Origin of the sequence: Corynebacterium renale (genome assembly GCF_002563965.1) — a bacterium.
In the GTDB taxonomy this organism is placed as follows: domain Bacteria; phylum Actinomycetota; class Actinomycetes; order Mycobacteriales; family Mycobacteriaceae; genus Corynebacterium; species Corynebacterium renale.
Window position 1 is genome coordinate 1,687,519 of the sequence record NZ_PDJF01000001.1, and the last position, 23,326, is coordinate 1,710,844.

A 23,326-nucleotide genomic window follows, 5' to 3' on the forward strand; every position below is an offset into this window, starting at 1 on the left:
CGGCTGACCCCACTTCGCACCTGCTCGAATGCCTAAAACTCAATCTTTTGTTTAACCCTCATACTTTGTGCGGTAATAGGCCGGTGGAGCAGGAAACTGTACGACAGGGCACAATGGGATGTGTGAAAAAGCGGATTCTCATTCTCGGTTCTACTGGTTCAATTGGCACTCAGGCTCTGGAAGTTATTGAAGAAAACCCAGATCTTTTTAGCGTCGCCGGTTTGGCGGCTGGTGGCCGAAGCCCGGAACTCCTTATAGAACAAGCCCAGCGCCACAGTGTGCCCGCGCACCGTGTAGCTATTGCGTCGGAAAAGGCAGCAGATACCGTCGTTACGCATCTGGGCGATGGGGTAGTGGTCGGACCGAATTCAGCGCATCAGCTCGTCGAAGCAGCGTTAGCCGATGGGGATGTCGACCTTGTTTTGAATGGCTTGGTCGGATCGATGGGTCTACACTCCACGCTTGCAACTATCCAAGCGGGTGTTCCCTTAGCGCTGGCGAACAAAGAATCTCTCGTTGCCGGTGGCGAATTCGTGCGAAAGCAGGCAGCTCCTGGTCAGATAATCCCGGTTGATTCTGAACATTCAGCGATGGCGCAGTGCTGGCGTTCTGGTCGCGATGAGGAAGTAGCGCGACTAGTTCTCACTGCATCGGGTGGCCCTTTCCGCGGCTGGTCGCGCGAAGAAATGTGGGAGGTTACCCCACAGCAGGCCGCTGCTCATCCGACGTGGTCTATGGGTCAGATGAATACCTTGAATTCCGCCACCTTAATTAACAAGGGGTTGGAGCTCATTGAGGCGGCGCTCTTGTTTGGCGTCGACCCAGACGCCATTGATGTGACGGTCCACCCACAATCGATCATCCATTCAATGGTGACTTTCACAGACGGTGCAACGATCGCGCAGGCCTCTGTTCCATCGATGAAACTGCCGATCGGGTTGGCGATGAATTGGCCGCATCGAGTTGCAGAAGTTGAGCCGGCTGTTGATTTCTCTCAGGCGTTCTCATGGGATTTCGAGCCGGTAGACAACGAGGCGTTTCCTGCAGTAGAGCTTGCGCGTACTGTTGCTCGGGCTGGAGGAGCCATGCCAGCTGTCTATAACGCTTCTAACGAAGAAGCAGCAGCTGCGTTTTTGGATGGTCAGATTCACTTTCCGCAGATCGTTGACACGGTGGGGTATGTCGTCGAGAAGCTGGGGCACTGGGCTACAGAAATTACCAGCGTCGATATGATTCTCGATGCTGAAAAAGAAGCGCGCGCTGCAGCTCAGGAGTATCTCGCTGGCCTCTAGTTAGCGGAGGGTGCTAGCGTTATGTGCTTCTGAAAGAGTCGAGGTGTAAAGGGGACTCGGTGCTCGTATACTTATTGGGCGTGGTCTTGTTTGCGGTAGGAATTGCTGCGACGATTGCGCTGCACGAACTTGGGCACTTGTCCGTAGCCCGATGGAGCGGAATGCGCGTCCGGCGGTATTTCGTTGGCTTTGGGCCCACGCTGTGGTCGACTCAGAAGGGGACAACGGAATACGGCGTCAAAGTGGTTCCCTTTGGGGGATTCTGCGAAATTGCCGGCATGACTGCATTGGATGAGGTCACGCCTGAAGAAGCCCCGTTTGCGATGCGCAACAAACCCGCGTGGAAGCGGATTGCCGTGCTGCTCGGCGGAATTGCCATGAACATTCTCGTCGGTCTGACAATCATTTTCGGCGTGGCAGTGACTTCGGGTATCCCGAACCCGTATGCGGATATGACACCGATAGCAGGGGAAACGGTATGCGTGGCTGATCGCAATGCCGTCGGTGAATCGGAGCCCTGTTCAGGACCTGGCCCCGCTGGTGCGGCTGGTGTCAAGGCCGGCGACCGAATCGTTGCAGTCGATGGTAATAAGTTAGAGGCATTCGTCCAGTTACGTGATTACGTCATTGACAAGCCCGGGCAAACAGTAACTCTCGATGTGCTTCGCGACGGCACCCCCACCACCATCGACGTTCCCGTCGCGGAGGTCACCGCATACGCTGCCGACGGCACACCCACCACGCTTGGTGCAATAGGAATCGTCGGAGGCGCCATCCCTGATGCCATCAAGGTATTTAGCCCAGCTGAGGCGGTAGGCGCCACTTTTAAATACTCCGGTGATCTGTTGGAGGGCACGGTCAAGGGGCTTGTCCAATTGCCTGCCAAAATTCCTGGCGTTGCATTAAGCATTTTCGGAGCAGAGCGGGAAGTTGATTCGCCAATGAGTGTTGTTGGCGCTTCGCGGGTGGGTGGCGAATTTGTTGAACGTTCGCTGTGGTCGATGTTCTGGCTGATGCTTGCTTCGCTGAACTTCTTCCTTGCTCTGTTTAATCTGATCCCGTTGCCCCCGTTTGACGGCGGACATGTGGCAGTAGTTGTGTACGAGAAAATTCGCGATGCCGTACGTCGTCTCCGTGGCCTACCGCCCGCGGGCCCTGCTGATTACACGCGTCTGATGCCGATTACGTACGCAATTGCTGCAGCGCTCTTGACTGTCGGTGTGCTGTTTGTCGTTGCGGATGTGGTGAATCCAGTGCGTCTTTTCGGTTAGGCGTAATGCGATGGACTGCTGCGCAGCCAGAGCGCGTGAGAAGTTGTTTAAGGTGTATGCTCGAGGGGCAATAGCACCGTTTATCCAGATGTAGTTTTGCAAGGAGATTCTTACTGTGTCTACCCCTATTGGTCTCGGCTTACCGGAGGCACCGCTACCTGTTTTGGCGCCACGCCGGAAAACCCGCCAGCTTAAGGTAGGTAGCGTGGGGGTGGGATCGGACCACCCGATCTCTGTGCAGTCGATGACCACAACGAAGACCCACGATATCAACGGAACACTGCAGCAGATCGCACAGTTAACTGCTACGGGATGCGACATTGTGCGTGTCGCCTGCCCTAAGACTGTCGACGCCGACGCGCTCCCAATCATCGCGAAGAAATCTCCGATTCCGGTAATTGCTGACATCCATTTCCAGCCCAAGTATATTTTTGCTGCGATTGAAGCAGGGTGTGCGGCCGTGCGTGTGAACCCCGGCAATATCAAGGAATTCGATGGCCGTGTCAAGGAAGTAGCTAAAGCAGCAGGAGACGCCGGCATCCCGATTCGTATTGGCGTCAATGCTGGTTCCCTAGACAAGCGCATCATGGAGAAGTACGGCAAGGCCACCCCGGAGGCACTCGTAGAGTCTGCAGTCTGGGAGGCGGGTCTTTTCGAAGAACATGGTTATGGTGACATCGCGATTTCGGTCAAGCACAACGACCCTGTAATCATGGTCGAGGCATACCGTCAGCTCGCCGCCCAGACCGATTATCCGCTGCACCTCGGTGTCACGGAAGCGGGCCCTGCGTTCCAGGGGACTATTAAATCTGCCGTAGCTTTCGGCTCTTTGCTTGCCGACGGCATCGGCGACACCATCCGCGTTTCCCTTTCAGCTGACCCCGTCGAGGAGATCAAGGTAGGGGAGAAGATTCTGGAATCCCTAAATCTGCGTCCTCGTGGTCTGGAAATCGTTTCCTGTCCATCGTGTGGTCGCGCCCAGGTTGACGTGTACACCCTGGCTGAGGAAGTCACGGCTGCCTTCGAGGGCTTCGACGTACCGCTCCGTGTTGCTGTTATGGGCTGCGTCGTTAACGGCCCAGGCGAAGCTCGAGACGCCGACCTTGGTGTGGCATCTGGCAACGGTAAAGGACAGATCTTCGTCAAGGGTGAAGTAATTAAGACTGTCCCCGAGTCCAAGATTGTGGAGACCCTGCTTGAAGAGGCCGCACAGCTTATCGAGGACATGGATCCAGCCGAGATTGAAGCCGCGCAGACTCTTGGTTCTGCCGCAACCGTGAAGGTCACTCAGTAGTATCTGTCAGGAAAAGCCGCCTTCCCCCACCTCGCAACCGGGAAGGCGGTTATCTTTTTGTGCCATGTAACCCAGCCGTGGCTCGGGTAAGTACGGGGACTACCATGGTGGCATGTCTGAATTACGAGGAAAACTGACCCCTGGAACTCCCACCCCCATCCGAGATGTTCCAAAATCGATCGAGCGCCCAGAATACGTGTGGAAAGATTCAGCTCAAGAGAACATTGGCGAACCGTTCGTCCAGACCCCCGAGGTCATTGAGGCGATGCGTGAGGCCTCTAAAATCGCTGCGAACGCGCTTCAGGAGGCCGGCAAGATTGTTGCTCCGGGCGTCACCACTGACGAAGTAGACCGGGTCGCGCACGAGTACATGTGTGACCATGGTGCGTACCCCTCGTGCTTGGGCTACCTCCACTTCCCGAAAGCAAGCTGTGTGTCGCTGAATGAAATCGTGTGCCACGGCATCCCGGATTCAACGGTCATTGAGGATGGCGACATCGTCAATATTGACGTCACCGCCTACAAAAATGGCGTCCACGGCGATACGAACGCTACCTTCTTGGCCGGTAATGTTTCTGAGGAGCACCGCCTGCTGGTGGAACGTACTCATGAGGCAATGATGCGCGGTATTAAGGTGGCAAAACCGGGCCGTGAGATTAACGTTATCGGACGTGTCATCGAATCCTACGCCAAGCGCTTTGGTTATAACGTTGTCACAGATTTCACCGGACATGGCATAGGCACTACGTTCCACAATGGGCTTATTGTGTTGCACTACGATTCCGACGCATATCGCCAGGTCTTGGAGCCTGGTATGACGTTGACTATCGAGCCTATGCTGAACCTCGGAAGCCTCGATTACGACATTTGGGATGACGGTTGGACCGTGCAGAACCGTGACGGCAAGTTCACTGCGCAGTTTGAGCACACTTTGGTTATTACCGAAGATGGTAACGAGATTTTGACGATTCCAGATTCTGGAAAAGCTTAAACACGAAAAGCGCAAGCGGCCGTAGGGATGGGAGTCCTTACGGCCGCTTACTGCGCTACGTACATAAAAATCCGCACCCCTAAGGGTGCGGATGACGTTAAAAGACCTAGAAAGTAGGGCTTAGAACGGGAAGTTGTGCGGAATCAGGCCCTGGTACTTAGCCAGGTTGAAAGCAGCAACAATGAAGCCGAGGATGCCGCCGATAACACCAACGGTGGTGCCGTCGCGCCAGATCTTCGCCCAGTTTGCTGCATCCTTGTCGACAGAGGAACCGAGGAGATCTACACCGGTGACCTGCTGGTCGGAACCATGGACCTTACCGATGTGGGAGGAGCCACCGTTAGCGATGTCCTTCTTGAGAGCCTCGTTGACGTCGTTCTGATCAACTGGCTCGGTCTTGCCGAAGTCCTCAAGCTGGGAGTAGTTAGGCGTCTGGTTAGTGGTGTTTTCCTGAGCAATTGCGGTGGTGCCGGTCAGTGCGATTGCGGATGCGGCAATTGCTGCCACAGCAGCGTTGCGGATGTTACGCATTGTATACCCTTCTTTGGTTTCTATTCAGATGCGGAGTGAGATTAGAACTTGATCTGTGGGAGGCCGTGTACAGCAAAGTTGTACAGCGGACCAGCGATGAGGCCAAGGAAGGAGCCGATGCCACCGAGCCAGGTCAGAGCGTAGACCAGCTTAGCCCATGCAGGCTGGGAGTTAAGATCCTTGGAAGAGCCGAAGATAGCCTGGCCGTCAGCAGGCTTGTCAGCATCGAGACGTGCACCGATCTTGGAGCTGCCCGTGCCACCCTCTTTGAAACCGGAATTGGTGTTGTCGGCGTTCTCATCCTTCTTGGAGGAGCCGTTGTTCTCCTGTGCACCGGCGTTCTCTTCCTTCTTGGAGGAGCCGTTGTTTTCCTGTGCACCGGTGGTCGTGGTGGAGGAAGAGTTGTTGGCATTAGGGGTCTCGGCTGCGACAGCTGCGGAGGTGCCCAGGGTCAGAGCTGCAACGGAAGCTGCTGCAACTACTGTAGTGCGGAGAGTGCGCATGTATTTTTCCAATCTTGGTCGAACCATCACACACTAGTGAAGTGGATAGTGTGTGGCGAATATGTATACCCAGCAACCTGGGTAATTGTAATTCAGACTGATTGCCACAGTCTTACACTGTGACACCGTAATGGGCCTTACACTCAATTGCCAGCAAAATCGAATAATTGGAGAAAAATTTATCTTTTCTCCCACCTATATATTTGCCGGAGTTAATAGTTACCAAGGAAGTCCAAGCAGGGCGTTTTCGATAACTTCGGGCAATGCCGGGTGGATCCAGTACTGATTCCGTGCTACCTCGCGGGCGTCGATTTTATACGCCATAATCGTGATGAGCTGTTGGATCAGGGTCGAGGCTTGTGGTCCCATGAGGTGCGCCCCGACTAGGCGCCCGGAGGATTTGTCTCCGATGAGTTTTACGATGCCAGTGGTATCTTCCATAGCCCACCCGAAGGCAACGTCTCCGTACGCTTGAATCTTCACCGCGATGTCCAAGCCTTGTTCGCGTGCTTCTTCTTCGGTAAGTCCGACGGTGGCAATCTGTGGGTGAGTGAAAATGGCCGCTGGCACCAGGTCATGGGGAAGTGCCCGCATATCGTCGGGGTGAAGGAGGTTGTGCTGAACGGCCCGTGCTTCTGCGTTAGCCACGTGTTTGAGTTGGTAGGGGGAAGAAACGTCGCCCAGTGCCCAAACCCCGTCTGCGGAGACAGAGCGACCGTACTCATCTACAGCGATTCGTCCGTCTTTAAGTTCAACCCCTCCTGCTTCAGGATTGAGCCCCTCAGCTGTGGAAACTCGGCCGGTTGCTACAAGGATTTCGTCTGCGTGGATGGTGGTGCCGTCGTCAAGCGTGGCCACAACCTGATCGCCTTCCTGCGTTAGGTCTGCGATAGTTCGGCCACCACGGACATCAAAGCGTTCGTAGGCGAGGTCATTGAAGCGGGTGGCGATGTCGTCGTCTACATGCCGTAGTAGTTGTGGAGAACGTGCCACGATGTGCACCTTCGTTCCCAGGGCGTCAAAGACGTGCGCAAATTCCATTGCGATGTATCCGCCACCGTAGATAATCAGCGACTCTGGCTGTTTCTCTAACCGCATGATGTCTTCGTTGGTGCGGTACTTAACGCCGGATGCAGCAACGGCTTCTGGGATTACTGGACGTGAACCGGTTGCGATGACGATCTGGTCGCCCGTGATAGTAACCGGAGTAGGGCCTTGTGCTGTGGTGATGGTTTTTGGCCCGGTGAAGGTGGCATGGCCGTCGTAGACGTCTATGTTGGGGGTTTCAGAACCACGACGGTATGCCTCTCCGCCGGCAGCAATCGGGTCAATCCGCTGGGCGAAAATGCGGGACACAATGCTGTCCCAGTCCGCGCCTTTGTAGTCGATATCGAGCCCAAGTTTTGCAGCATGGCGTGCCTCGTAGGCGACGTCGGCGGCGTAAACGTACATCTTGGTGGGGATGCAGCCTACGTTTAGGCAGGTGCCTCCGAACGTGCCCTTTTCTATGATGGCGATGCGTTTGTCGTCGAAGCGCTCGTCGGGAAGTGAATTGCCCGACCCGGTGCCGATAATGATGAGGTCATAATGGGTGTTCATGGTTGCGCTCCTTAAATATTCAGGCTCTCTAGCCAGGTCAGTGTAGTTTTCAGTGCGTTATTCAAAGCATGCGGTTGGGATAAGAAAACGTCGTGCCGCGCCCCTTCAATCGGAGTCACGGTACTTGGGCTCCCGAGTTTGGCCGCCCAGTGTGTGATGTCGTTGACGTCAAGCACAACATCAGCAACGTCGCACGCCGAGGAATATTCCTTAGGGCTAAACGACCTCGTGCTGCACAGAGTGAGAACCGGCATGGGAAGCGTCAATCCATCGTGAACCGCTTCTTGGCCATTGACGATGGCGCGCATCCAACCCGCGTATTTTTTCACCCCGCCCAGTGGCTTCCACTCCGTATTGAAATCCCAGTGTCCGTGCGCGCCCTGGTAGAGCGATTGGCCATACGCGCCCAGGCTGTCATCGGGGATAGGCAAACGTGGCGCGATTTTTCCCACGCTTCTCGACGCCATCCGGACGGCTGTCGCAACGGGGGTAGGGAACTGCAAATCTAGCCAGGGACTGTTCAGGATGACACCAGGCATGTACTGTGCGGCTCGCGTGTGTGCACCGGTACGATTCGCCGCCCACAGGGAGACGGTAAGGCCACCTGTGGAATGAGCCATCGGGATAACGGCTGTGTGCTGCTGTGCGATGACGGAGGTGGCAGCGTCCAAGTCAGGAAAATAATGGCGCAAATTGCTCACATAGTGTGGGCTAGTGCCTGGGCGCTCCGAGCGTCCAGCTTTGCGCAAATCGACGGCATAAAAAGCAAAGCCGTGCCTATGAAAGTACTCCGCAACGTGACGGTGGAAGAAGTAATCACTGAGGCCGTGCACCCACAGTAAAGCCGGGCGTGAACCCCACCCGCTTACGCCGTAGGCCGGATGATATCGGACGAGCGTAGCTACAGCGTTGCCGGGCTCATCATAATCTGGCCCAAGGTCAAGGGTTAGAGACTGGAAATCAGGGCCGAGGACATCTTCTGTCCACGACGTGTCGTGAAACTGTGCCGAGTGGTTCATGGTTCCTTCTACTGTAAGGGAAACAACGCCGGCAACGGACTGGGCTAGTTGCGAAACTGAGAGTCGTCTTTTCAGATTTGGCATTGCGGGATGGGTGAGTGCACGGCTCGGGGGTAGCAAAAAGATGGGGATACCCCCATGTTTCATCGGGAATTGCATGTCAACGGGTGGTGTACGTCGCATAAAAAGCATGACGCGTATGCTGTAATGTCACATAACCAGATACCGGCGCTCGCCATGCTCGATAGTCATATGCAGGCCTTCTTGGCTCTGGAAAGACTTCACGGTGTGGCGGCGCCGGTGAGATTAATGGCGAAACGTAGAGGGAAGTGCCATATGTCGAACACCACGAAAATTACAGATGAAGTCGACGTTGCACTAATTGGTGCCGGAGTCATGAGTGCCACCTTGGGCGCTATCCTCCGAGAACTCGAACCTAATTGGACGCAAGCAATTTTTGAGCGGCTCGACGCGCCAGCACAGGAATCCTCCTACCCATGGAATAACGCAGGCACTGGCCACTCAGCTTTGTGCGAGCTCAACTACACCCCAGAGAAAAACGGCAAGATTGACATCACCAAGGCGGTTGGGATTAATGAAAAGTTCCAGCTGTCACGCCAATTCTGGGCACACCAGGTAGAAACCGGCCAGCTTGGTGATCCGAAAGAGTTCATCAACCCGATTCCACACGTCTCGCTTGCGCAGGGTGAAGAGCAAGTCCGCTTCCTCCGCCACCGCTATGAGGTTCTCTCTTCCCAACCGCTATTCCCAGGAATGCAGTTCTCCGATGATGACGCTGTGTTCCAGGAAAAATTGCCACTGATGTCTGAAGGGCGTGACTTCTCCAACAAGGTTGCAGTGTCCTGGACCAATGTGGGTACTGATATCAACTACGGTGCCCTGACCAAGCAATTCTTGGACAATGCAACCAAGCAGGGAACTGTAATCCGTTACGGCAGCGAAGTAACCAAAATTAAAGCCGATGGGAAGAAGTGGAAGGTCCACGTCAAGAACGTCCACACAGGCGACCAGAGCGTAGTCCGCGCAAACTTCGTATTCGTTGGTGCTGGCGGCTACGCGCTGGACCTGCTGCGTACAGCGGGAATCCCGGAAGTTCGTGGCATAGCTGGTTTCCCGGTTTCTGGCATGTGGCTGCGTTGCACCAACCCGGAACTGATTAAGCAGCACCACGCCAAGGTGTATGGCAAGGCAGTAACTAAGAACGCTCCGCCTATGTCTGTGCCGCACCTAGATACCCGCGTTATTGATGGTGAGACCGGACTGCTGTTTGGCCCGTTCGGAGGCTGGTCGCCGAAGTTCTTGAAGAAGGGCTCGTACCTGGATCTTTTCAAGTCCATTCGCCCGGACAACATCCCGTCTTATTTGGGAGTTGCGGTCCAGGAGATGGATCTTACGAAGTACCTCGTGTCCGAAGTTCTCAAGGATTTCGACGACCGCATGGACACTCTGCGCGAATACGTCCCAAATGCTCGCAATGAAGACTGGGAGACCGTTGTCGCTGGTCAGCGCGTGCAGGTTATTCAGCCGGCACCAGCACCACGTTTTGGCTCGCTCGAATTCGGTACCGCGTTGGTCAACAATGCTGAGGGCTCCATCGCAGGCCTGCTCGGTGCGTCCCCAGGAGCATCCATCGCTCCGGCCGCGATGATCGAGCTCCTCGAACGTTGCTTCGGCGAGTACATGATTGATTGGGCGGATAAGCTGTACGAACTCTTCCCTTCGTACGGCCAGCCCCTATCCCGTGAGCCAGAACTGTTTGAAAAGGTATGGACGCACTCGCAGGAAGTTCTAAAACTGGACAACCCTCAGGAGTTCTAAAACACCACCGGCAAAGACTCACCCACAATTTTCTGGGTGAGTCTTTCTTTTATGTGCCGCAAAAAGTAATAAACGGCTGATTGCCCTCCGCTTCTACCGGGGAAGCTAAATCTGCGAATTCATCGTGCCAATCGTATGGGTGCGTCACTGCACGGTAGAGGCGCATGTATTCAGTCATGTCACCCGCAAACGCTTGGTTGAGGGCATGTTCAAGCTGCCAATTGCGTGGAATGAACCATGGCGTATGGGGGCTATTATGGGCACGCCGATAGCTAAGAAGATCCGTGTCGGTGCCAGCAATGCGGTCCAGCAAAGCGGCATCACTGCCTAACGCAGACCGCACAGCTGTAGGAAAGTCGTGCAATATTTCCTGTGCAGTATCGACGCCAATGCGTGGCAGGAGCGTTTCGGCCCAACGGGCGAGGTTCCATTGCATAGCTGGAACCTGATTTCCAAGCGCGTACCGACCATGGGTGTCGATGGAACTGAATACCGCCCCTGGATCGTACGTATCTGCAAAAGCGCACGGGCCGAAATCAATCGTCTCGCCCGAAATGCAAATATTGTCAGTGTTTAACACCCCGTGAACGAACCCGACACGCAGCCATGACGCCACAAGTGCAGCTTGGCGCTGGCAGACTTGGCCAAACAGCTCCTCGGCATTGGTAGCTGTGGGGTACAACTCGTTGCGGGAGTATTCAATAAGTCGGTCGACGAGATCTGAATCCTGCCGCGTTCGAATGGCGTACTCGAACGTTCCCACCCGCACATGCGACCGAGCAACACGCACGACGATCGCGCCCGGTTCCAGTTCGCGGCGCATCACCTTTAAGCCAGTCGTGAGGACAGCCAAACACCGCGTGGTAGGAATGCCCAAAGCGTGCAACGCTTCACTGACCAGGTACTCACGCAAAGCTGGCCGCAACACCATCCGTCCATCACCGCGACGAGAAAATGCGGTGGGGCCAGTGCCCTTGGACATCAGCTCGCAACTTGGTCCAGTTTCAGCAGATTTTGGAAAGACACGCCCCAAAAGTAGGGCGCGGCCGTCGCCTAGCATGGGGGAGTAGGAACCAAACTGGTGGCCGGCATATGCTGTGGCGAAAGTGTCGGTGAGGTGCCCCGCTAGGAATTGTGCACCTTCTGGACTCCTCAACCAATCGCTGTCCAGCCCTAGTTCCGTGGCCAATGAATCATTGATGACGACGGGCGTAAGCTCCGGATGTTCTTCCGGATTAGTACGTACCGAGAGTTCGGGGAAAGCGGCAACGAAGTCGTGATCGAGTGCAAGACGTGGCGCCATAAAAAGTCCGCGCCTAACGTTCGACAGTCATCGTGATGGTGGTGCCAGAAAGTTGGGTTTCGAACCCGAGTTCGCGTGTGAGGTCATAAAAATCCTCCGCCTTTTCTGGCGATTCACCGCTCAGGCAGACTTCCCGGGTAAGTACGCCTTTGTAGTGCTTATTGAAGTGGCTGACCACCTTGCCGTCGGGAGTTTCTACCCGGAGTGTTGTCGCGCCTTTCAACTTTCCTAAATTTTGGTAGGTGCCTGAGCGTAGATCCACAATCAAGCCCGGATAATCAGCCAAGACCTCGGTGATAGCCGAACCCCACCGCTTCTTCATCGTGGGCGCCGGGGCGGCGTCATTACGACGAGGCAGTTTCGTCCCACCGGAAAGTCGGTAGTGGGGGATCATATCGTGAGCACCTACGACCCCAAAAAGAGCAGAGCCTATAGCGATCGATGAACTCTGTTGTGAGGTCAGGTCTTGGGGCCGGAGGGCGTCGTAAAGCACCCCGGTGTACCGGGTGATTGCGGGGGCTGTCGGCTGTTCCCATAGCTGGTTGTTGAGCTCCACCTCGCCGGCGAGTTTTTTGGAAATGCCAAGCGCAGTCAGGGCGTCGGGCCCTGTGAGAGCGACCAAGTCCTGTGCTATGTCTTCCCGGATGGGATTTAACTCAGGAAAGGAAAGCTCTGCGAGATTTAACGGCGGATGATCCCCACCGGTGGACTTTGTCTCAGAAGGGGGCAGCACAATCAACATAGGAAATAGCCTACGGGTAAAGTCAGTGCACATGATTACTCGCCTCTCAGAATTATTCTTGCGCACCCTGCGCGAAGACCCCGCTGATGCGGAACTTCCAAGCCACAAGCTTCTCGTTCGCGCTGGCTACATCCGCCGAGTGGCACCGGGGATTTACTCCTGGCTTCCCCTCGGCCTGAAAGCGCTCCGCAATGTAGAAGCAATCGTGCGCGAAGAAATGGACGCCATCGGCGCCCAAGAACTGCATTTTCCCGCACTGCTTCCGCGCGAACCATATGAGGTGACCAACCGCTGGAACGAATACGGAAACGAACTGTTCCGCCTCAAGGACCGCCGCGAAAACGATATGCTTCTCGGCCCAACACACGAGGAAATGTTTACCGCAACCGTGAAGGATCTCTATACCTCGTACAAGGATTTCCCGGTTACGCTGTACCAAATCCAGACTAAGTACCGCGATGAAGCGCGCCCGCGCGCCGGTATTCTGCGTGGACGAGAGTTCGTTATGAAGGATTCCTACTCCTTCGATATGGATGACGCTGGCCTGGAAGAGGCATACCAGAAGCACCGTGCTGCATACCAGCGCATCTTCGACCGCTTGGGTATGGAATACGTCATCTGTAAGGCAACTTCCGGGGCCATGGGCGGTTCTGCTTCCGAGGAGTTCCTCGCGGTCTCCGAGTACGGTGAGGACACTTTCGTCCGCTCTACCGATGGCACATACGCCGCGAACGTTGAAGCCGTGGTCACCGTTCCGGGTGAGGAGCGTGCTATCGACGGCCAGCCCGAGGCGCAGAAGCACAAGACCCCGGAAGCAAACACCATGGATGCACTGGTGGAATGGGCAAAGGAAACGGGGCTGCAGGTTGACGGCCATCCCGTTCGCCTGGAAGATACGCTCAAGTGCCTGGTGGTTAAGTTGACGACCCCTGGCGTTGATGAGCCTGAAATCGTCGGTGTTGTTCTTCCTGGCGATCGCGAGGCTGACCTCAAGCGCTTAGAGGAAGCTCTGTCCCCAGCAGAGGTAGAGATGGCCTCCGACGCAGACTTTGCCGCACACCCAGACCTCGTCCGCGGTTATGTCGGCCCTGGTGGCGTGCATAAGGCGGGATTGCGCCTGCTTGCTGATCCTCGCGTCGTTGCCGGTACCGCATGGGTTACCGGTGCTGACGAAGATGGTCACCACCTCTCCAACATGGTTGTGGGACGCGACTTCGAAATCGACGGATACGTAGAAGTTGCAGAGGTCAAGGAAGGCGATCCGGCGCCAGACGGATCCGGTACGCTGACCTTGCAACGGGGCATCGAGATTGGCCATATCTTCCAGCTGGGACGGAAGTACACCGAAGCCCTCGACGTCCAGATTCTTGACGAAAACGGCAAGCGCGCCGTTCCCACCATGGGCTCGTACGGCATCGGTGTATCCCGCGCTCTGGCAGCAGTCGCCGAGCAGCACCTCGATGAGAAGGGACTGCGTTGGCCCGTCGAGATTGCTCCGTACAAGGTGCACGTCGTTGCCGCCAACAAAGACGCAGAAGCACAAGCTGCCGCAGGTGAGCTGGCGCAGACGCTGTCGGACAAGGGCATCGAAGTGCTTTACGACGATCGCCCGAAGGTTTCCCCAGGTGTGAAGTTCAAGGATGCCGAACTCTTGGGCATGCCGTTCATCGCAATCTTGGGTCGTGGCTACGCCGAGGGCACCATCGAGCTACGCATCCGTGGGGGAGAGACCAAGCACGTACCGGTCGCGGAAGCAGCCGAAACGCTGATTTCTCTCGTTGCAGGTAAATAGCTTCTGAATTGAGTAGAAAGTCCGGTGTGGTTGTGCTGACCTCGCCGGACTTTCCGCTATGACGCTCTGTGCGGCCTCCGTTTAGGAACGCGCATTGGCCGCGCCAGCGATGTACGTCGTGAGCAACGCTGGGGCTTGAGTTTTCGTAGCTGCATCGGTCCATGCTTTTTGGGCTTCCGCCTGAATGCGGTGAACGAATGCCCATCCTGTGGTGTCATCGGTCGGTGGCTCGCCGGCGACTTCATAGGACGCTGCAGGAACCACTGGGACGGTCAACAGTGCATTCAGAGCAGCCAGACGAGCACGGGCATCCTCGAGGATGCCCGCGACTGCTTCGTCACCTACGAACGCCTGCGACGCCTCTAGCCCATAGACAGCGCCAGCCTCAAACTCCGCCAAAGTGGTGAGGATCTGCTGTTCGTTCTCATTGTTCAGCGACTTCGCAGCGTCCTCATCGCTTTTGACCTGAGCTGCGATAGTTGTGACGTCGTCTCGCCCTTGCTGTACTGCGTAATCCGTGGCCTGGGCTACCAAAAGAGCCCGGGAAGACTCGGGGGCGGAGATGATCGTTGAACTATAAGAGGGACTAGGATCTTCGCTCAGCTCTAGGGTCATCGGCGTACTGGAAACCTGGTCAGCGATAGCGTGATCATCACAGGTTTTAGGAACTGTACCGTCTTGGCGGAGGCCACAGACGCGGATAATTTCCGCGTGCAACTCTTCAGCTTGATCAGCCCGCAGTCCTGCTAGGCCTGGGTTCGTTTGGGCGAATACTTCTGCGTCGTTACGCGCGTCTTGGTACAACGCGGCAAGCTCTTTGTTCGGCTTCGGCCCAAATTGTTCGGCGAGCGAACAGCCGCTCAATGTCATCCCGATTGCCGTTGTCATGACAACGGCAGCCGCGGCGCGTCGCACGTGACCACGCGTCCTCGGATTGAGTGCGGCGACTTCATTTTCTCGGTTGATGTAGACCACCTGCTTCACCCTACCGTTAGCCAGCTAAGGTAGGGCTATGGCATTCCCACAGAGCGACGAAATTTCCCGAGTCATAGCGCCCATCGTGGAGAGTCACGGGCTCGATATAGAAGGCATTAAACCCGTTCCCGCAGGTAAGAAATCGCAGATTCGCATCTACCTTGATGCTGATAAACGGCCAGATTTGGATTTCTTGGAAGTAGTTTCCAACGAGATTTCCGATGCCCTCGACGCTGCCGAAGAACGCCGCGAATTGAATCTCGGCGCTGGCTACCAGCTTGAGGTCTCCACCCCGGGCATTGACCACCCCCTGACGCAACCGCGTCACTGGAGGCGCAATATCGGCAGGCTGGTCACGGTTGCGCTTGCAGATTCTCCGGACAAGAAGCCCCACAAGGGTCGTATCGGCCAGCTTGATCAAGGTGAAGAAAACGTCATTCTGGTGGGCCAAGAAAAGAAAGAGCCATCGCTGTGGCGTCTGCGATTAGCGGATGTGGGCAACGCAGTGGTAGAAGTGGAATTTGCGCAAGTTCCTGAAAACCAAAAGGAACTTGCCCACCAGCCGTACGAAGAACTTGCCCCTAACGCATTGCCGTTGGGCGAAGGGCACGACACTCTCTAAAAGGAGCACAAGTGAATATTGACATGACTGCGTTGCAGAGCATTGAGAAAGAGCGGGGCATTTCCGTTCCAGAGCTGCTCAACACAATTGGATCAGCACTGCTTCACGCGTACAAGGAGCACCGTGAGCTTTCCGACGAGCAACCCACCGGTGCACGCATTGACATTAATCAGACGACTGGTGAAGTCCGTGTCGTTGTCGAAGAACATGACGCCGAAGGCGAAGTAATCGGCGAGTATGACGACACCCCTCGGAATTTCGCACGTATCGGAGTCGTGGCGGTACGTGACGCAATCGTTAAGGCCATGCAGGCAGCTGAAGCAGGCCAGGCATACGACAAGTACCAGGCAACAGAAGGCACCGTCGTCTCCGGCATTGTTCAGCGTGACGCCAGTGCAAATCAGCGCGGCATCGTTGTGATGGAACTCGGCACTGAAATCGAAGCCCAAGACGGTATTTTGCTCCCTGCGGAGCAGATTCCTGGTGAGCGTCTCAAGCATGGCGATCGCGTTAAAGCGTACGTTGTGGGCATGCAGCGCACCCCACGCAACCTGCAAATCAACGTGTCCCGGACCCACCCGGAGTTGATCCGCGGTCTGTTCGAACTCGAAGTTCCAGAAATCGTGGATGGTTCGGTGGAAATCATCAACATTGCTCGTGAAGCAGGCCACCGTTCTAAGGTCGCAGTGGTGCCGCGCGCAAAGGGCTTGAACGCCAAGGGCGCGTGCATTGGTCCACGCGGCCAGCGTGTACGGGCGATTATGGAGGAACTTAACGGAGAGAAGATCGACATCATCGATTATTCCGACGACCCCTCCGTTTATGTGGCTAACGCACTATCCCCGTCCAAGGTGGTCCGTGTCGATATCCTCGATGAGGAGGCTCAGGAAGCACGAGTTGTAGTACCTGATTACCAACTCTCTTTGGCCATTGGCAAGGAAGGGCAGAATGCTCGCCTCGCTGCCCGCCTCACGGGTTGGAAGATTGACATTCACTCTGATGCTGAACAGATGGATGCAGCGGAAAACTACTCTTCCGACGCCCCAGAGGACGACATCGCGGCGCAATAAAGTAGGTAGGCCACTTCGCCGTGGCGGGGAGTGGCTTTCGCGGGATATTACCCAACACTTTTATGGGTAATGTCCCGCTAATTCCATTTTTTCTAGGCATGGCGTAGACTGTTAGGCGGCCTAATGTCAGAAGTATTTTGAAGAATGCGAAAGTGGTGGAGCAGTTTGCCCCAGGTGATTAACGCACCGAAGAGTGCTCGTACTCTTCCTCAGCGCACCTGTATAGCCACACGTACTACCGCTCCAAGGAGTGAACTACTTCGCTTGGTCAGTGAACCAGGGGAAACCGGTCGCATCCTTGCAGATCCCAAGGGCGTCAAGCCTGGGCGGGGAGCGTGGATTACTCCAAATCTCGCGACATTGGAGCTCGCTATTCAGCGCAAAGCCATTCAGCGAGCGCTGCGAGTTCACGGCCCACTAGATACAAGTCATGTGCACGACTATCTTGCTGCACACTCTCTACACCCCACCACACGTGCCGGTGTAGAAGAAGCACAAGGAAGACAGGATCGGAACTGACATGAATAACCAGGAAAACGATCGTTGATGAGCAAATGATGAGTCATCAACAATGAACGTCACCAACACTGTCTAGGGGCCTCTGGACACTTTTATCCGAGGCCTCTAGCACGAACTAAGAGGAGAAAAGTGTCCGGAAAGCTACGAGTCCACGAGCTTGCCAAGCAGCTCGGCGTGACAAGCAAACAGCTTTTAGCAAAGCTTGAAGAACAAGGCGAGTTTGTTAAAACGGCATCGTCAACCATCGAGCCTCCAGTAATCCGCAAGATGCGGGCACTGTATGAGGAAGAGCATGGCCCGGTAGAAGAAAAGCCGGTTGACAAGCCTGCAGAGAAAAAGAACCCAGCGGAAAAGTCGCAGGCTAAGCCTTCGGCTCCAAAACCAGCTGCAAAGGCCGCGCCGAAGCCCGGTGCGCCGAAGCCAGGCGCAGCTAAACCTGCCGCTAAGTCAACTGCGCCGAAACCAGGCGCAGCTAAACCAGGTGCCCCCAAGCCCACCGCTAAGACGGAGAAGGCTGCACCTAAGCCTGCAGCCAAAAAGCCTGCAGCGGGAGCCACCAGCGAAGCCAAGCCGGCACCCAAACCAGGAGCAGGACGTCCAACGCCGAAGTCGATGCCGAAGCCAGGCCCGAAGCCAGGCGGTCGTGCACCGAAGGTTGCTAACAACCCATTTTCGTCCGGTAGCTCCGAGCGACCTGCTCCTCGTCCTGGCGGCTCCCGCGGAGAAGGGCGCTCTGCAATGCCACGGCCGGGTGGAACACGCGGCAACCAGCAACGCTCCGGTGCGCAGCGCCAGGGCGGCCAGGGTAGTTCTTCGCAGAGCTCCCAGGGAGGTCGTCGTCCGTCACCCGCAATGATGCCTTCGCATCCGAGCCCAGGACAGATGCCGGCAAAGGCAGCCTCCGCAGGGCGTGGTGGCCGTCGCGGTGGCGGTCAGGGCGGTCGCTCTGGTGGTCCAGGCGCAGGCGGCGGATTCCGTGGAGGCCGTGGAGGCCGTCGCGGTGGTACCGCCGGTGCATTCGGCCGTCCAGGAGGCGCGCCACGGCGTGGACGTAAGTCGAAACGTCAGAAGCGTAACGAATACGAGGCAATGAAGGCGCCAAACGTTATTGGTGGCGTTGCATTGCCAGATGGCGGCGGCGCAACCTTGCGTCTGCGTCGCGGTGCATCGCTGTCTGACTTTGCTGAAAAGATCGGCACCGACGCATCGTCGCTGGTACAGGCGTTGTTTAACCTTGGTGAGATGGTCACTGCAACTGCTTCGGTTTCTGAAGAAACCCTGCAGTTGCTCGGCGCTGAAATGAATTATGTGGTCCAGGTTGTCTCTCCTGAGGACGAGGACCGCGAGCTCCTCGAATCCTTCGACCTGCAGTTCGGTGAGGACGAAGGTGGGGAGGAAGACCTTGCCAAGCGTCCACCAGTCGTGACCGTGATGGGTCACGTCGACCACGGTAAGACGCGCCTGCTGGATACTATCCGCAATGCAAACGTTGGCCGTCGCGAGCACGGAGGTATCACCCAGGGCATCGGCGCATACCAGGTGGACGTTGAAGTCGATGGTCGCGATCGCACAATCACGTTCCTGGATACCCCAGGTCACGAGGCCTTCACCGCAATGCGTGCCCGTGGCGCGAAGTCTACGGATATCGCAATTTTGATTGTCGCTGCCGACGATGGCGTGATGCCACAGACCGTCGAAGCTATTAACCACGCTAAGGCTGCCGACGTCCCAATCGTGGTGGCGGTCAACAAGATCGATAAGCCAGATGCCTCTCCGGAGAAGATTCGTGGCCAGCTCACCGAATACGGGCTGGTTCCAGAAGAATATGGTGGCGACACCATGTTCGTGGACATCTCCGCAAAGCAGGGCACCAACATTGATCAGCTGCTTGAGGCCGTCTGCCTGACCGCCGATGCAGCTCTGGATCTGCGCGCTAACCCTGACATGGATGCGCAGGGCGTTTCCATTGAAGCTCACTTGGACCGCGGTCGTGGTCCGGTCGCGTCCATCATCGTTCAGCGCGGTACGCTGCGCGTCGGCGATTCGATCGTCGTCGGCGATACGTATGGTCGCGTACGTCGCATGGTCGACGAATACGGCAACGATGTCGAAGAAGCAGGACCATCCCGCCCGGTCCAGATGCAGGGTCTCAATGGTGTCCCCGGCGCCGGCGATAACCTCTTGGTGGTCGAAGACGACCGTGTGGCACGTCAGATCGCTAACCAGCGTGACGCACGTCGTCGTTCTGCAGAGGCTGCTCGCGCACGCAAGCGCGTCTCCCTAGAGAACCTGGACGAGGTGCTGAAGGAACAGTCCACCCTCAACCTCATCCTCAAGGGCGACAACGCTGGTTCTGTCGAAGCCCTGGAAGATGCGTTGCTCAAGATTGAGGTTGACGACGAAGTCCAGGTCAACATCATTGACCGCGGCGTCGGTGCTGTGACCCAGACGAACGTCACCCTGGCTGCCGCTTCCGACGCCGTGATTATCGCCTTCAACGTTCGTTCCGAAGGCAAGGCAACGGAAGAGGCAAATGCTGAAGGCGTAGATATTCGCTACTACACGGTTATCTACAAGGCAATCGAAGAGGTTGAGGCTGCTCTCAAGGGCATGCTGAAGCCAATTTACGAAGAGCGTCAAGTGGGTACCGCCGAAATCCGTGCTATCTTCAAGGCCTCCGCAGTCGGCCTTATCGCGGGTTGCATGGTTGAAACCGGCAAGGTGCGCCGCAATGCTAAGGCCCGCCTCATCCGTGATGGCAACGTCGTGACTGAGGACGCAACAATTACCTCGCTGCGTCGTGAGAAGGACGACGTCACCGAGGTCAACCATGGCTATGAATGCGGTATGGTCCTCTCGTACCCAGACATCCAGGTTGACGACAAGATCGAGGTCTACGAGATGGTAGAGGTTCCGCGCGACAAGTAAACCACGTTGGTCGTGCAAACACCTTGATTTATTGAGGTTCAAAGCCCAGGTCCGGTTGTTATCGGGCCTGGGCTTTGCCTGTGATTGACAGTTCGTGGTCGCCGGTCTCTCAGGCTCTCAGGTATACTGGCCGAGATTCTGAACATAGTGTCCCACTGGCCAATCTTTCGGCCGGATTAGTGCCCTTAGGGCAGCGGCGACACCACAATGGAAAAGTAGGTGCATGATGGCAGACAACTCGCGTGCGTCACGCATGGCAAAACGTATTCAGCAGATCGTTGCTACCGCTCTCGAACGTGAAATCCGTGACCCGCGGGTATCGGGAGTAACTATTACTGATACTCGCATGACCGGCGACCTCCATGACGCGACGGTCTTCTACACCGTAATGGGGGACAGCGTGGGCGCTGAACCTGACTACGAGGCAGCGGCTGCAGGTCTTGAGCGCGTGAAGGGGCAGTTGCGCAAGATCGTTGGCGATGAACTTTCGGTGCGTTTTACGCCGACTCTGAGTTTTGAAATCGATACGGTGCCAGAGGCATCGGCAAGCCTCGAAGCAGTTCTTCAACGCGCCCGTGAGCGTGACGCCCAGTTAGCGGAGCAAAAGAAAAACGCTACCCCTGCTGGTGACGCAAATCCATACAAGATTGACGAAGATGAATAACGCCGTGGAGATTGCGTAGTGTCCCGTTCCATAACCGCGACCCGTGGCGATTTAGAGAGCATCGCACATGCCATTGCCGCCGCATCGACGATTGCAGTCATCGGCCATATTCGTCCTGACGCAGATGCGATAGGTTCCGTGACTGGTTTGGTGCGTGGTGCACGTTCCTTAGGGAAAAAAGTTACGGGTTACATCGGGCAAGAAAGCCGTTTTAGCGAAAACCTCTACACGATCCCGGGAGCGGACCGAGTAGTTCTAGCTACTCGGTTTGCTGAAGAACCGGATCTAGTGGTCACGGTGGACTGTGGGGACCTTCCCCGCACGGGCCGACTAGCGCCGTACATACACGAAAATCGGGATAAGGTTGCGGTGATTGACCATCATGACACCAATCCAGGTTTTGGCAGGTGGAACTATATTTCTCCGGAGTCAGAATCTACTTCGGTCATCGTAACGGAGCTCCTGGATATTCTTGGTGTCGAGCTCACAAAAGACATCGCCCACAGCCTGTACGCAGGCCTGGTTACTGATACCAGTAACTTCCGTTGGGGGCGCCCGCAGATGCATCGCCTGGCAGCAAGGTTCCTCGAATTCGGCCTCGATCCGCGCACGATTAGTGGGCAGCTTATCGACGACGTCTCGGCAACCGACGTCCAGTTAATCGGGAACGTTTTGAAGACCATTGATGTTCTCCAAGTCGACCGCATGAGCCTAGCAGTATTGACTGTGCCCCATGAGCTGACGATCGGGCGCTCTAAGACGGCTGTGGAGAAAGTCGTCGATTACGCAAACTCTATCCGGGGCGCTGACGTCGGTGTGGTGTTGAAAGGAATCGCTGCGGACCGGTGGTCGGTGTCTTTTAGAAGCGCCACCTACAATGTTTCTGCCCTTGCAGCTCTTCTCGGTGGCGGGGGTCATGCTAAGGCTGCCGCAGCTGTTCGTGAGGGACAGGCTACGGCTGTCCTCGAAGATATTGTTTCCGCTGTCCATGCGTGGCAAGAAAGTAATCAAGCAATCTAGTGTCGGACAACGTAGTAAATCCCCAATCATCCTCGCGCGATAAAAATGAGCACTCGCAGGTCACTCCGAAGAAAATCTTTTCACTCGCAGTGCCTGCGTTAGGCGTTTTGGCGGCCACACCACTCTACTTGTTATACGACACTGCAGTCGTTGGCCGTTTAGGAAGTTTTGAACTTGCGGCTTTGTCTGCGGGGACTACCATTCAGTCCACTGTCACCACCCAGTTGACATTCTTGTCGTATGGGACGACTGCCCGTTCGTCACGATTGTTCGGCCAAGGCAAGATAAAGGAGGCTGTCGCTGAAGGTGTACAGGCGACGTGGGTAGCCGTTGGTGTTGGGCTTACGCTGCTGGCGATCATGCTTTTCGGTGCACCGAGGTTCGCACTCTGGCTCACTGGTAATGAGGAAGTTGCAGCTGAAGCTTCTTCGTGGATGCGCGTATCTGCCTTCGCTATTCCGCTGACGCTTATGATTATGGCGGGCAATGGCTGGATGCGCGGTATACAAAACACGCGCGCTCCGTTGATTTTTACGCTGTGCGGAATGCTTCCGATGATTGTGCTCGTTCCATTGCTTGTCAATCACTTTGGTTTCGTCGGTTCGGCATATGCGAACGTCATCGGGATGGGCATCATTTGTGTGGGATTCCTCGGCGCCCTTCTGCGTAGGCATGAGGGGAGTTGGGCTCCGAAAGGTAAAGTCATCTGGTCACAGCTGATTATGGGACGTGACCTCATCGTGCGTTCTTTATCCTTCCAAATCGCTTTCCTGTCGGCAGCGGCGGTGGCTGCGCGTTTTGGTACAGCGTCTTTGGCTGCCCACCAAATCATGATCCAAGTGTGGAACTTCATTACCTTGGTGCTGGATTCGTTGGCGATTGCAGCGCAGACTTTGACTGGTGCAGCTCTTGGTGGTGGCACTGTGGCTCTAGCTCGTGCGGTGGGGAAGAAGGTTGTTCAGTATTCGCTGGGCTTTGCAGCTATTCTTGGCGCCCTGTTCGCATTGGGAAATTCCACGCTACCTCGGCTTTTCACTCCTGATGAATCAGTCCTGGAAGCGATTCACGGGCCGTGGTGGTTGATGATCGCGATGATCATTATGGGGGGTGTCGTGTTTGCGCTCGACGGGGTGCTCTTGGGTGCCTCTGACGCCGCGTTTTTACGCACCATTTCCATCGGAGCCGTCATATTCGGTTTCTTGCCGGGTGTGTGGATTTCGTATCTTGTTGACGGCGGCCTCGTGGGCGTGTGGTGCGGTTTGGTGGCGTTTATCGCTCTGCGGTTAGGAGCAGTTATCTGGCGTTTCCGGTCCATGCGGTGGGCTAGGGTATAACACAGATGTAGTCCCGGT

At 56.0% G+C, this 23,326-nt stretch carries 20 protein-coding genes; 13 read left to right on the forward strand and 7 right to left on the reverse strand.

The window, feature by feature from the left end:
• Positions 1–113: 113 nt before the first annotated feature.
• From dxr to map, 4 genes are all read left to right on the forward strand, one after another.
• Complete coding sequence (gene dxr / locus ATK06_RS07895; RefSeq protein WP_048379262.1) at positions 114–1,292, forward strand: 1-deoxy-D-xylulose-5-phosphate reductoisomerase; 1,179 nt, start codon at positions 114–116, stop codon at positions 1,290–1,292.
• A 59-nt stretch (positions 1,293–1,351) separates the two neighbouring features.
• Entirely contained in the window at positions 1,352–2,563 is a 1,212-nt protein-coding gene (locus tag ATK06_RS07900) for a M50 family metallopeptidase (protein WP_048379261.1), read from the forward strand.
• 115 nt (positions 2,564–2,678) lie between these two features.
• Positions 2,679–3,857 (forward strand): flavodoxin-dependent (E)-4-hydroxy-3-methylbut-2-enyl-diphosphate synthase, encoded by a 1,179-nt coding sequence (gene ispG / locus ATK06_RS07905; protein ID WP_048379260.1) that lies wholly within the window; start codon positions 2,679–2,681, stop codon positions 3,855–3,857.
• A 112-nt stretch (positions 3,858–3,969) separates the two neighbouring features.
• Positions 3,970–4,848: a type I methionyl aminopeptidase gene (gene map, locus ATK06_RS07910; protein WP_048379259.1), complete on the forward strand. Its 879-nt coding sequence runs from the start codon at positions 3,970–3,972 to the stop codon at positions 4,846–4,848.
• A gap of 120 nt (positions 4,849–4,968) precedes the next feature.
• Here map and ATK06_RS07915 read toward each other — a convergent pair whose 3' ends face one another.
• The 4 genes from ATK06_RS07915 to ATK06_RS07930 form a co-directional block, all read right to left on the reverse strand.
• Positions 4,969–5,379: a hypothetical protein gene (locus ATK06_RS07915; protein ID WP_048379256.1), complete on the reverse strand. Its 411-nt coding sequence runs from the start codon at positions 5,377–5,379 to the stop codon at positions 4,969–4,971.
• 41 nt (positions 5,380–5,420) lie between these two features.
• Positions 5,421–5,882: a hypothetical protein gene (locus ATK06_RS07920; RefSeq protein WP_098389148.1), complete on the reverse strand. Its 462-nt coding sequence runs from the start codon at positions 5,880–5,882 to the stop codon at positions 5,421–5,423.
• Between the two features lie 219 nt (positions 5,883–6,101).
• Positions 6,102–7,481 (reverse strand): mycothione reductase, encoded by a 1,380-nt coding sequence (gene mtr / locus ATK06_RS07925; RefSeq protein WP_048379253.1) that lies wholly within the window; start codon positions 7,479–7,481, stop codon positions 6,102–6,104.
• Between the two features lie 11 nt (positions 7,482–7,492).
• Positions 7,493–8,500: an alpha/beta hydrolase gene (locus ATK06_RS07930; protein ID WP_169916279.1), complete on the reverse strand. Its 1,008-nt coding sequence runs from the start codon at positions 8,498–8,500 to the stop codon at positions 7,493–7,495.
• 336 nt (positions 8,501–8,836) lie between these two features.
• Between ATK06_RS07930 and mqo the strand changes: the two genes are divergently transcribed.
• Complete coding sequence (gene mqo, locus ATK06_RS07935) at positions 8,837–10,339, forward strand: malate dehydrogenase (quinone) (RefSeq protein ID WP_098389150.1); 1,503 nt, start codon at positions 8,837–8,839, stop codon at positions 10,337–10,339.
• A 49-nt stretch (positions 10,340–10,388) separates the two neighbouring features.
• On the opposite strand, the gene ATK06_RS07940 is transcribed toward mqo, so the two are convergent.
• Both ATK06_RS07940 and ATK06_RS07945 read right to left on the reverse strand, forming a co-directional pair.
• Positions 10,389–11,642 (reverse strand): protein adenylyltransferase SelO family protein, encoded by a 1,254-nt coding sequence (locus tag ATK06_RS07940; protein WP_048379251.1) that lies wholly within the window; start codon positions 11,640–11,642, stop codon positions 10,389–10,391.
• 13 nt (positions 11,643–11,655) lie between these two features.
• Entirely contained in the window at positions 11,656–12,384 is a 729-nt protein-coding gene (locus ATK06_RS07945) for a YaaA family protein (protein ID WP_098389151.1), read from the reverse strand.
• 31 nt (positions 12,385–12,415) lie between these two features.
• Here ATK06_RS07945 and ATK06_RS07950 point away from each other — a divergent pair, with 31 nt between their 5' ends.
• Complete coding sequence (locus ATK06_RS07950; protein WP_048379249.1) at positions 12,416–14,176, forward strand: proline--tRNA ligase; 1,761 nt, start codon at positions 12,416–12,418, stop codon at positions 14,174–14,176.
• Positions 14,177–14,257: 81 nt separating this feature from the next.
• Here ATK06_RS07950 and ATK06_RS07955 read toward each other — a convergent pair whose 3' ends face one another.
• Positions 14,258–15,151 (reverse strand): hypothetical protein, encoded by an 894-nt coding sequence (locus tag ATK06_RS07955; protein ID WP_098389152.1) that lies wholly within the window; start codon positions 15,149–15,151, stop codon positions 14,258–14,260.
• 37 nt (positions 15,152–15,188) lie between these two features.
• Between ATK06_RS07955 and rimP the strand changes: the two genes are divergently transcribed.
• From rimP to ATK06_RS07990, 7 genes are all read left to right on the forward strand, one after another.
• Positions 15,189–15,773, forward strand: coding sequence for a ribosome maturation factor RimP (gene rimP / locus ATK06_RS07960; RefSeq protein ID WP_048379246.1), 585 nt, complete (start codon positions 15,189–15,191; stop codon positions 15,771–15,773).
• Between the two features lie 11 nt (positions 15,774–15,784).
• Positions 15,785–16,843 carry a transcription termination factor NusA gene (gene nusA / locus ATK06_RS07965; RefSeq protein ID WP_048379245.1) on the forward strand — a complete coding sequence of 353 codons (1,059 nt, stop codon included), beginning with the start codon at positions 15,785–15,787 and terminating at the stop codon, positions 16,841–16,843.
• A 144-nt stretch (positions 16,844–16,987) separates the two neighbouring features.
• On the forward strand, positions 16,988–17,362 hold the full coding sequence (locus tag ATK06_RS07970; RefSeq protein ID WP_083985894.1) for a YlxR family protein: 375 nt from the start codon (positions 16,988–16,990) through the stop codon (positions 17,360–17,362).
• A gap of 129 nt (positions 17,363–17,491) precedes the next feature.
• Positions 17,492–20,290 (forward strand): translation initiation factor IF-2, encoded by a 2,799-nt coding sequence (gene infB, locus ATK06_RS07975; RefSeq protein WP_048379243.1) that lies wholly within the window; start codon positions 17,492–17,494, stop codon positions 20,288–20,290.
• 226 nt (positions 20,291–20,516) lie between these two features.
• Positions 20,517–20,954 (forward strand): 30S ribosome-binding factor RbfA, encoded by a 438-nt coding sequence (rbfA, locus tag ATK06_RS07980; protein WP_048379649.1) that lies wholly within the window; start codon positions 20,517–20,519, stop codon positions 20,952–20,954.
• Positions 20,955–20,972: 18 nt separating this feature from the next.
• On the forward strand, positions 20,973–21,974 hold the full coding sequence (locus ATK06_RS07985; protein ID WP_098389153.1) for a DHH family phosphoesterase: 1,002 nt from the start codon (positions 20,973–20,975) through the stop codon (positions 21,972–21,974).
• Complete coding sequence (locus tag ATK06_RS07990; RefSeq protein WP_048379241.1) at positions 21,974–23,308, forward strand: MATE family efflux transporter; 1,335 nt, start codon at positions 21,974–21,976, stop codon at positions 23,306–23,308. Before ATK06_RS07985 ends, ATK06_RS07990 begins: the two co-directional genes overlap by 1 nt.
• Positions 23,309–23,326 lie beyond the last annotated feature (18 nt).

Bases quoted from the DNA above. Each gene is read 5' to 3' on its own strand.
- dxr (WP_048379262.1), top strand. From the start codon at position 114: ATGGGATGTGTGAAAAAGCGGATTCTCATTCTCGGTTCTACTGGTTCA.
- map (WP_048379259.1), top strand. From the start codon at position 3,970: ATGTCTGAATTACGAGGAAAACTGACCCCTGGAACTCCCACCCCCATC.
- ATK06_RS07940 (WP_048379251.1), bottom strand. From the start codon at position 11,642: ATGGCGCCACGTCTTGCACTCGATCACGACTTCGTTGCCGCTTTCCCC.
- rbfA (WP_048379649.1), top strand. From the start codon at position 20,517: ATGGCAGACAACTCGCGTGCGTCACGCATGGCAAAACGTATTCAGCAG.
- ATK06_RS07920 (WP_098389148.1), bottom strand. From the start codon at position 5,882: ATGCGCACTCTCCGCACTACAGTAGTTGCAGCAGCTTCCGTTGCAGCT.
- rimP (WP_048379246.1), top strand. From the start codon at position 15,189: ATGGCATTCCCACAGAGCGACGAAATTTCCCGAGTCATAGCGCCCATC.
- ATK06_RS07930 (WP_169916279.1), bottom strand. From the start codon at position 8,500: ATGAACCACTCGGCACAGTTTCACGACACGTCGTGGACAGAAGATGTC.
- ATK06_RS07950 (WP_048379249.1), top strand. From the start codon at position 12,416: ATGATTACTCGCCTCTCAGAATTATTCTTGCGCACCCTGCGCGAAGAC.
- ATK06_RS07945 (WP_098389151.1), bottom strand. From the start codon at position 12,384: ATGTTGATTGTGCTGCCCCCTTCTGAGACAAAGTCCACCGGTGGGGAT.
- ATK06_RS07970 (WP_083985894.1), top strand. From the start codon at position 16,988: ATGCGAAAGTGGTGGAGCAGTTTGCCCCAGGTGATTAACGCACCGAAG.
- mqo (WP_098389150.1), top strand. From the start codon at position 8,837: ATGTCGAACACCACGAAAATTACAGATGAAGTCGACGTTGCACTAATT.
- mtr (WP_048379253.1), bottom strand. From the start codon at position 7,481: ATGAACACCCATTATGACCTCATCATTATCGGCACCGGGTCGGGCAAT.
- ATK06_RS07915 (WP_048379256.1), bottom strand. From the start codon at position 5,379: ATGCGTAACATCCGCAACGCTGCTGTGGCAGCAATTGCCGCATCCGCA.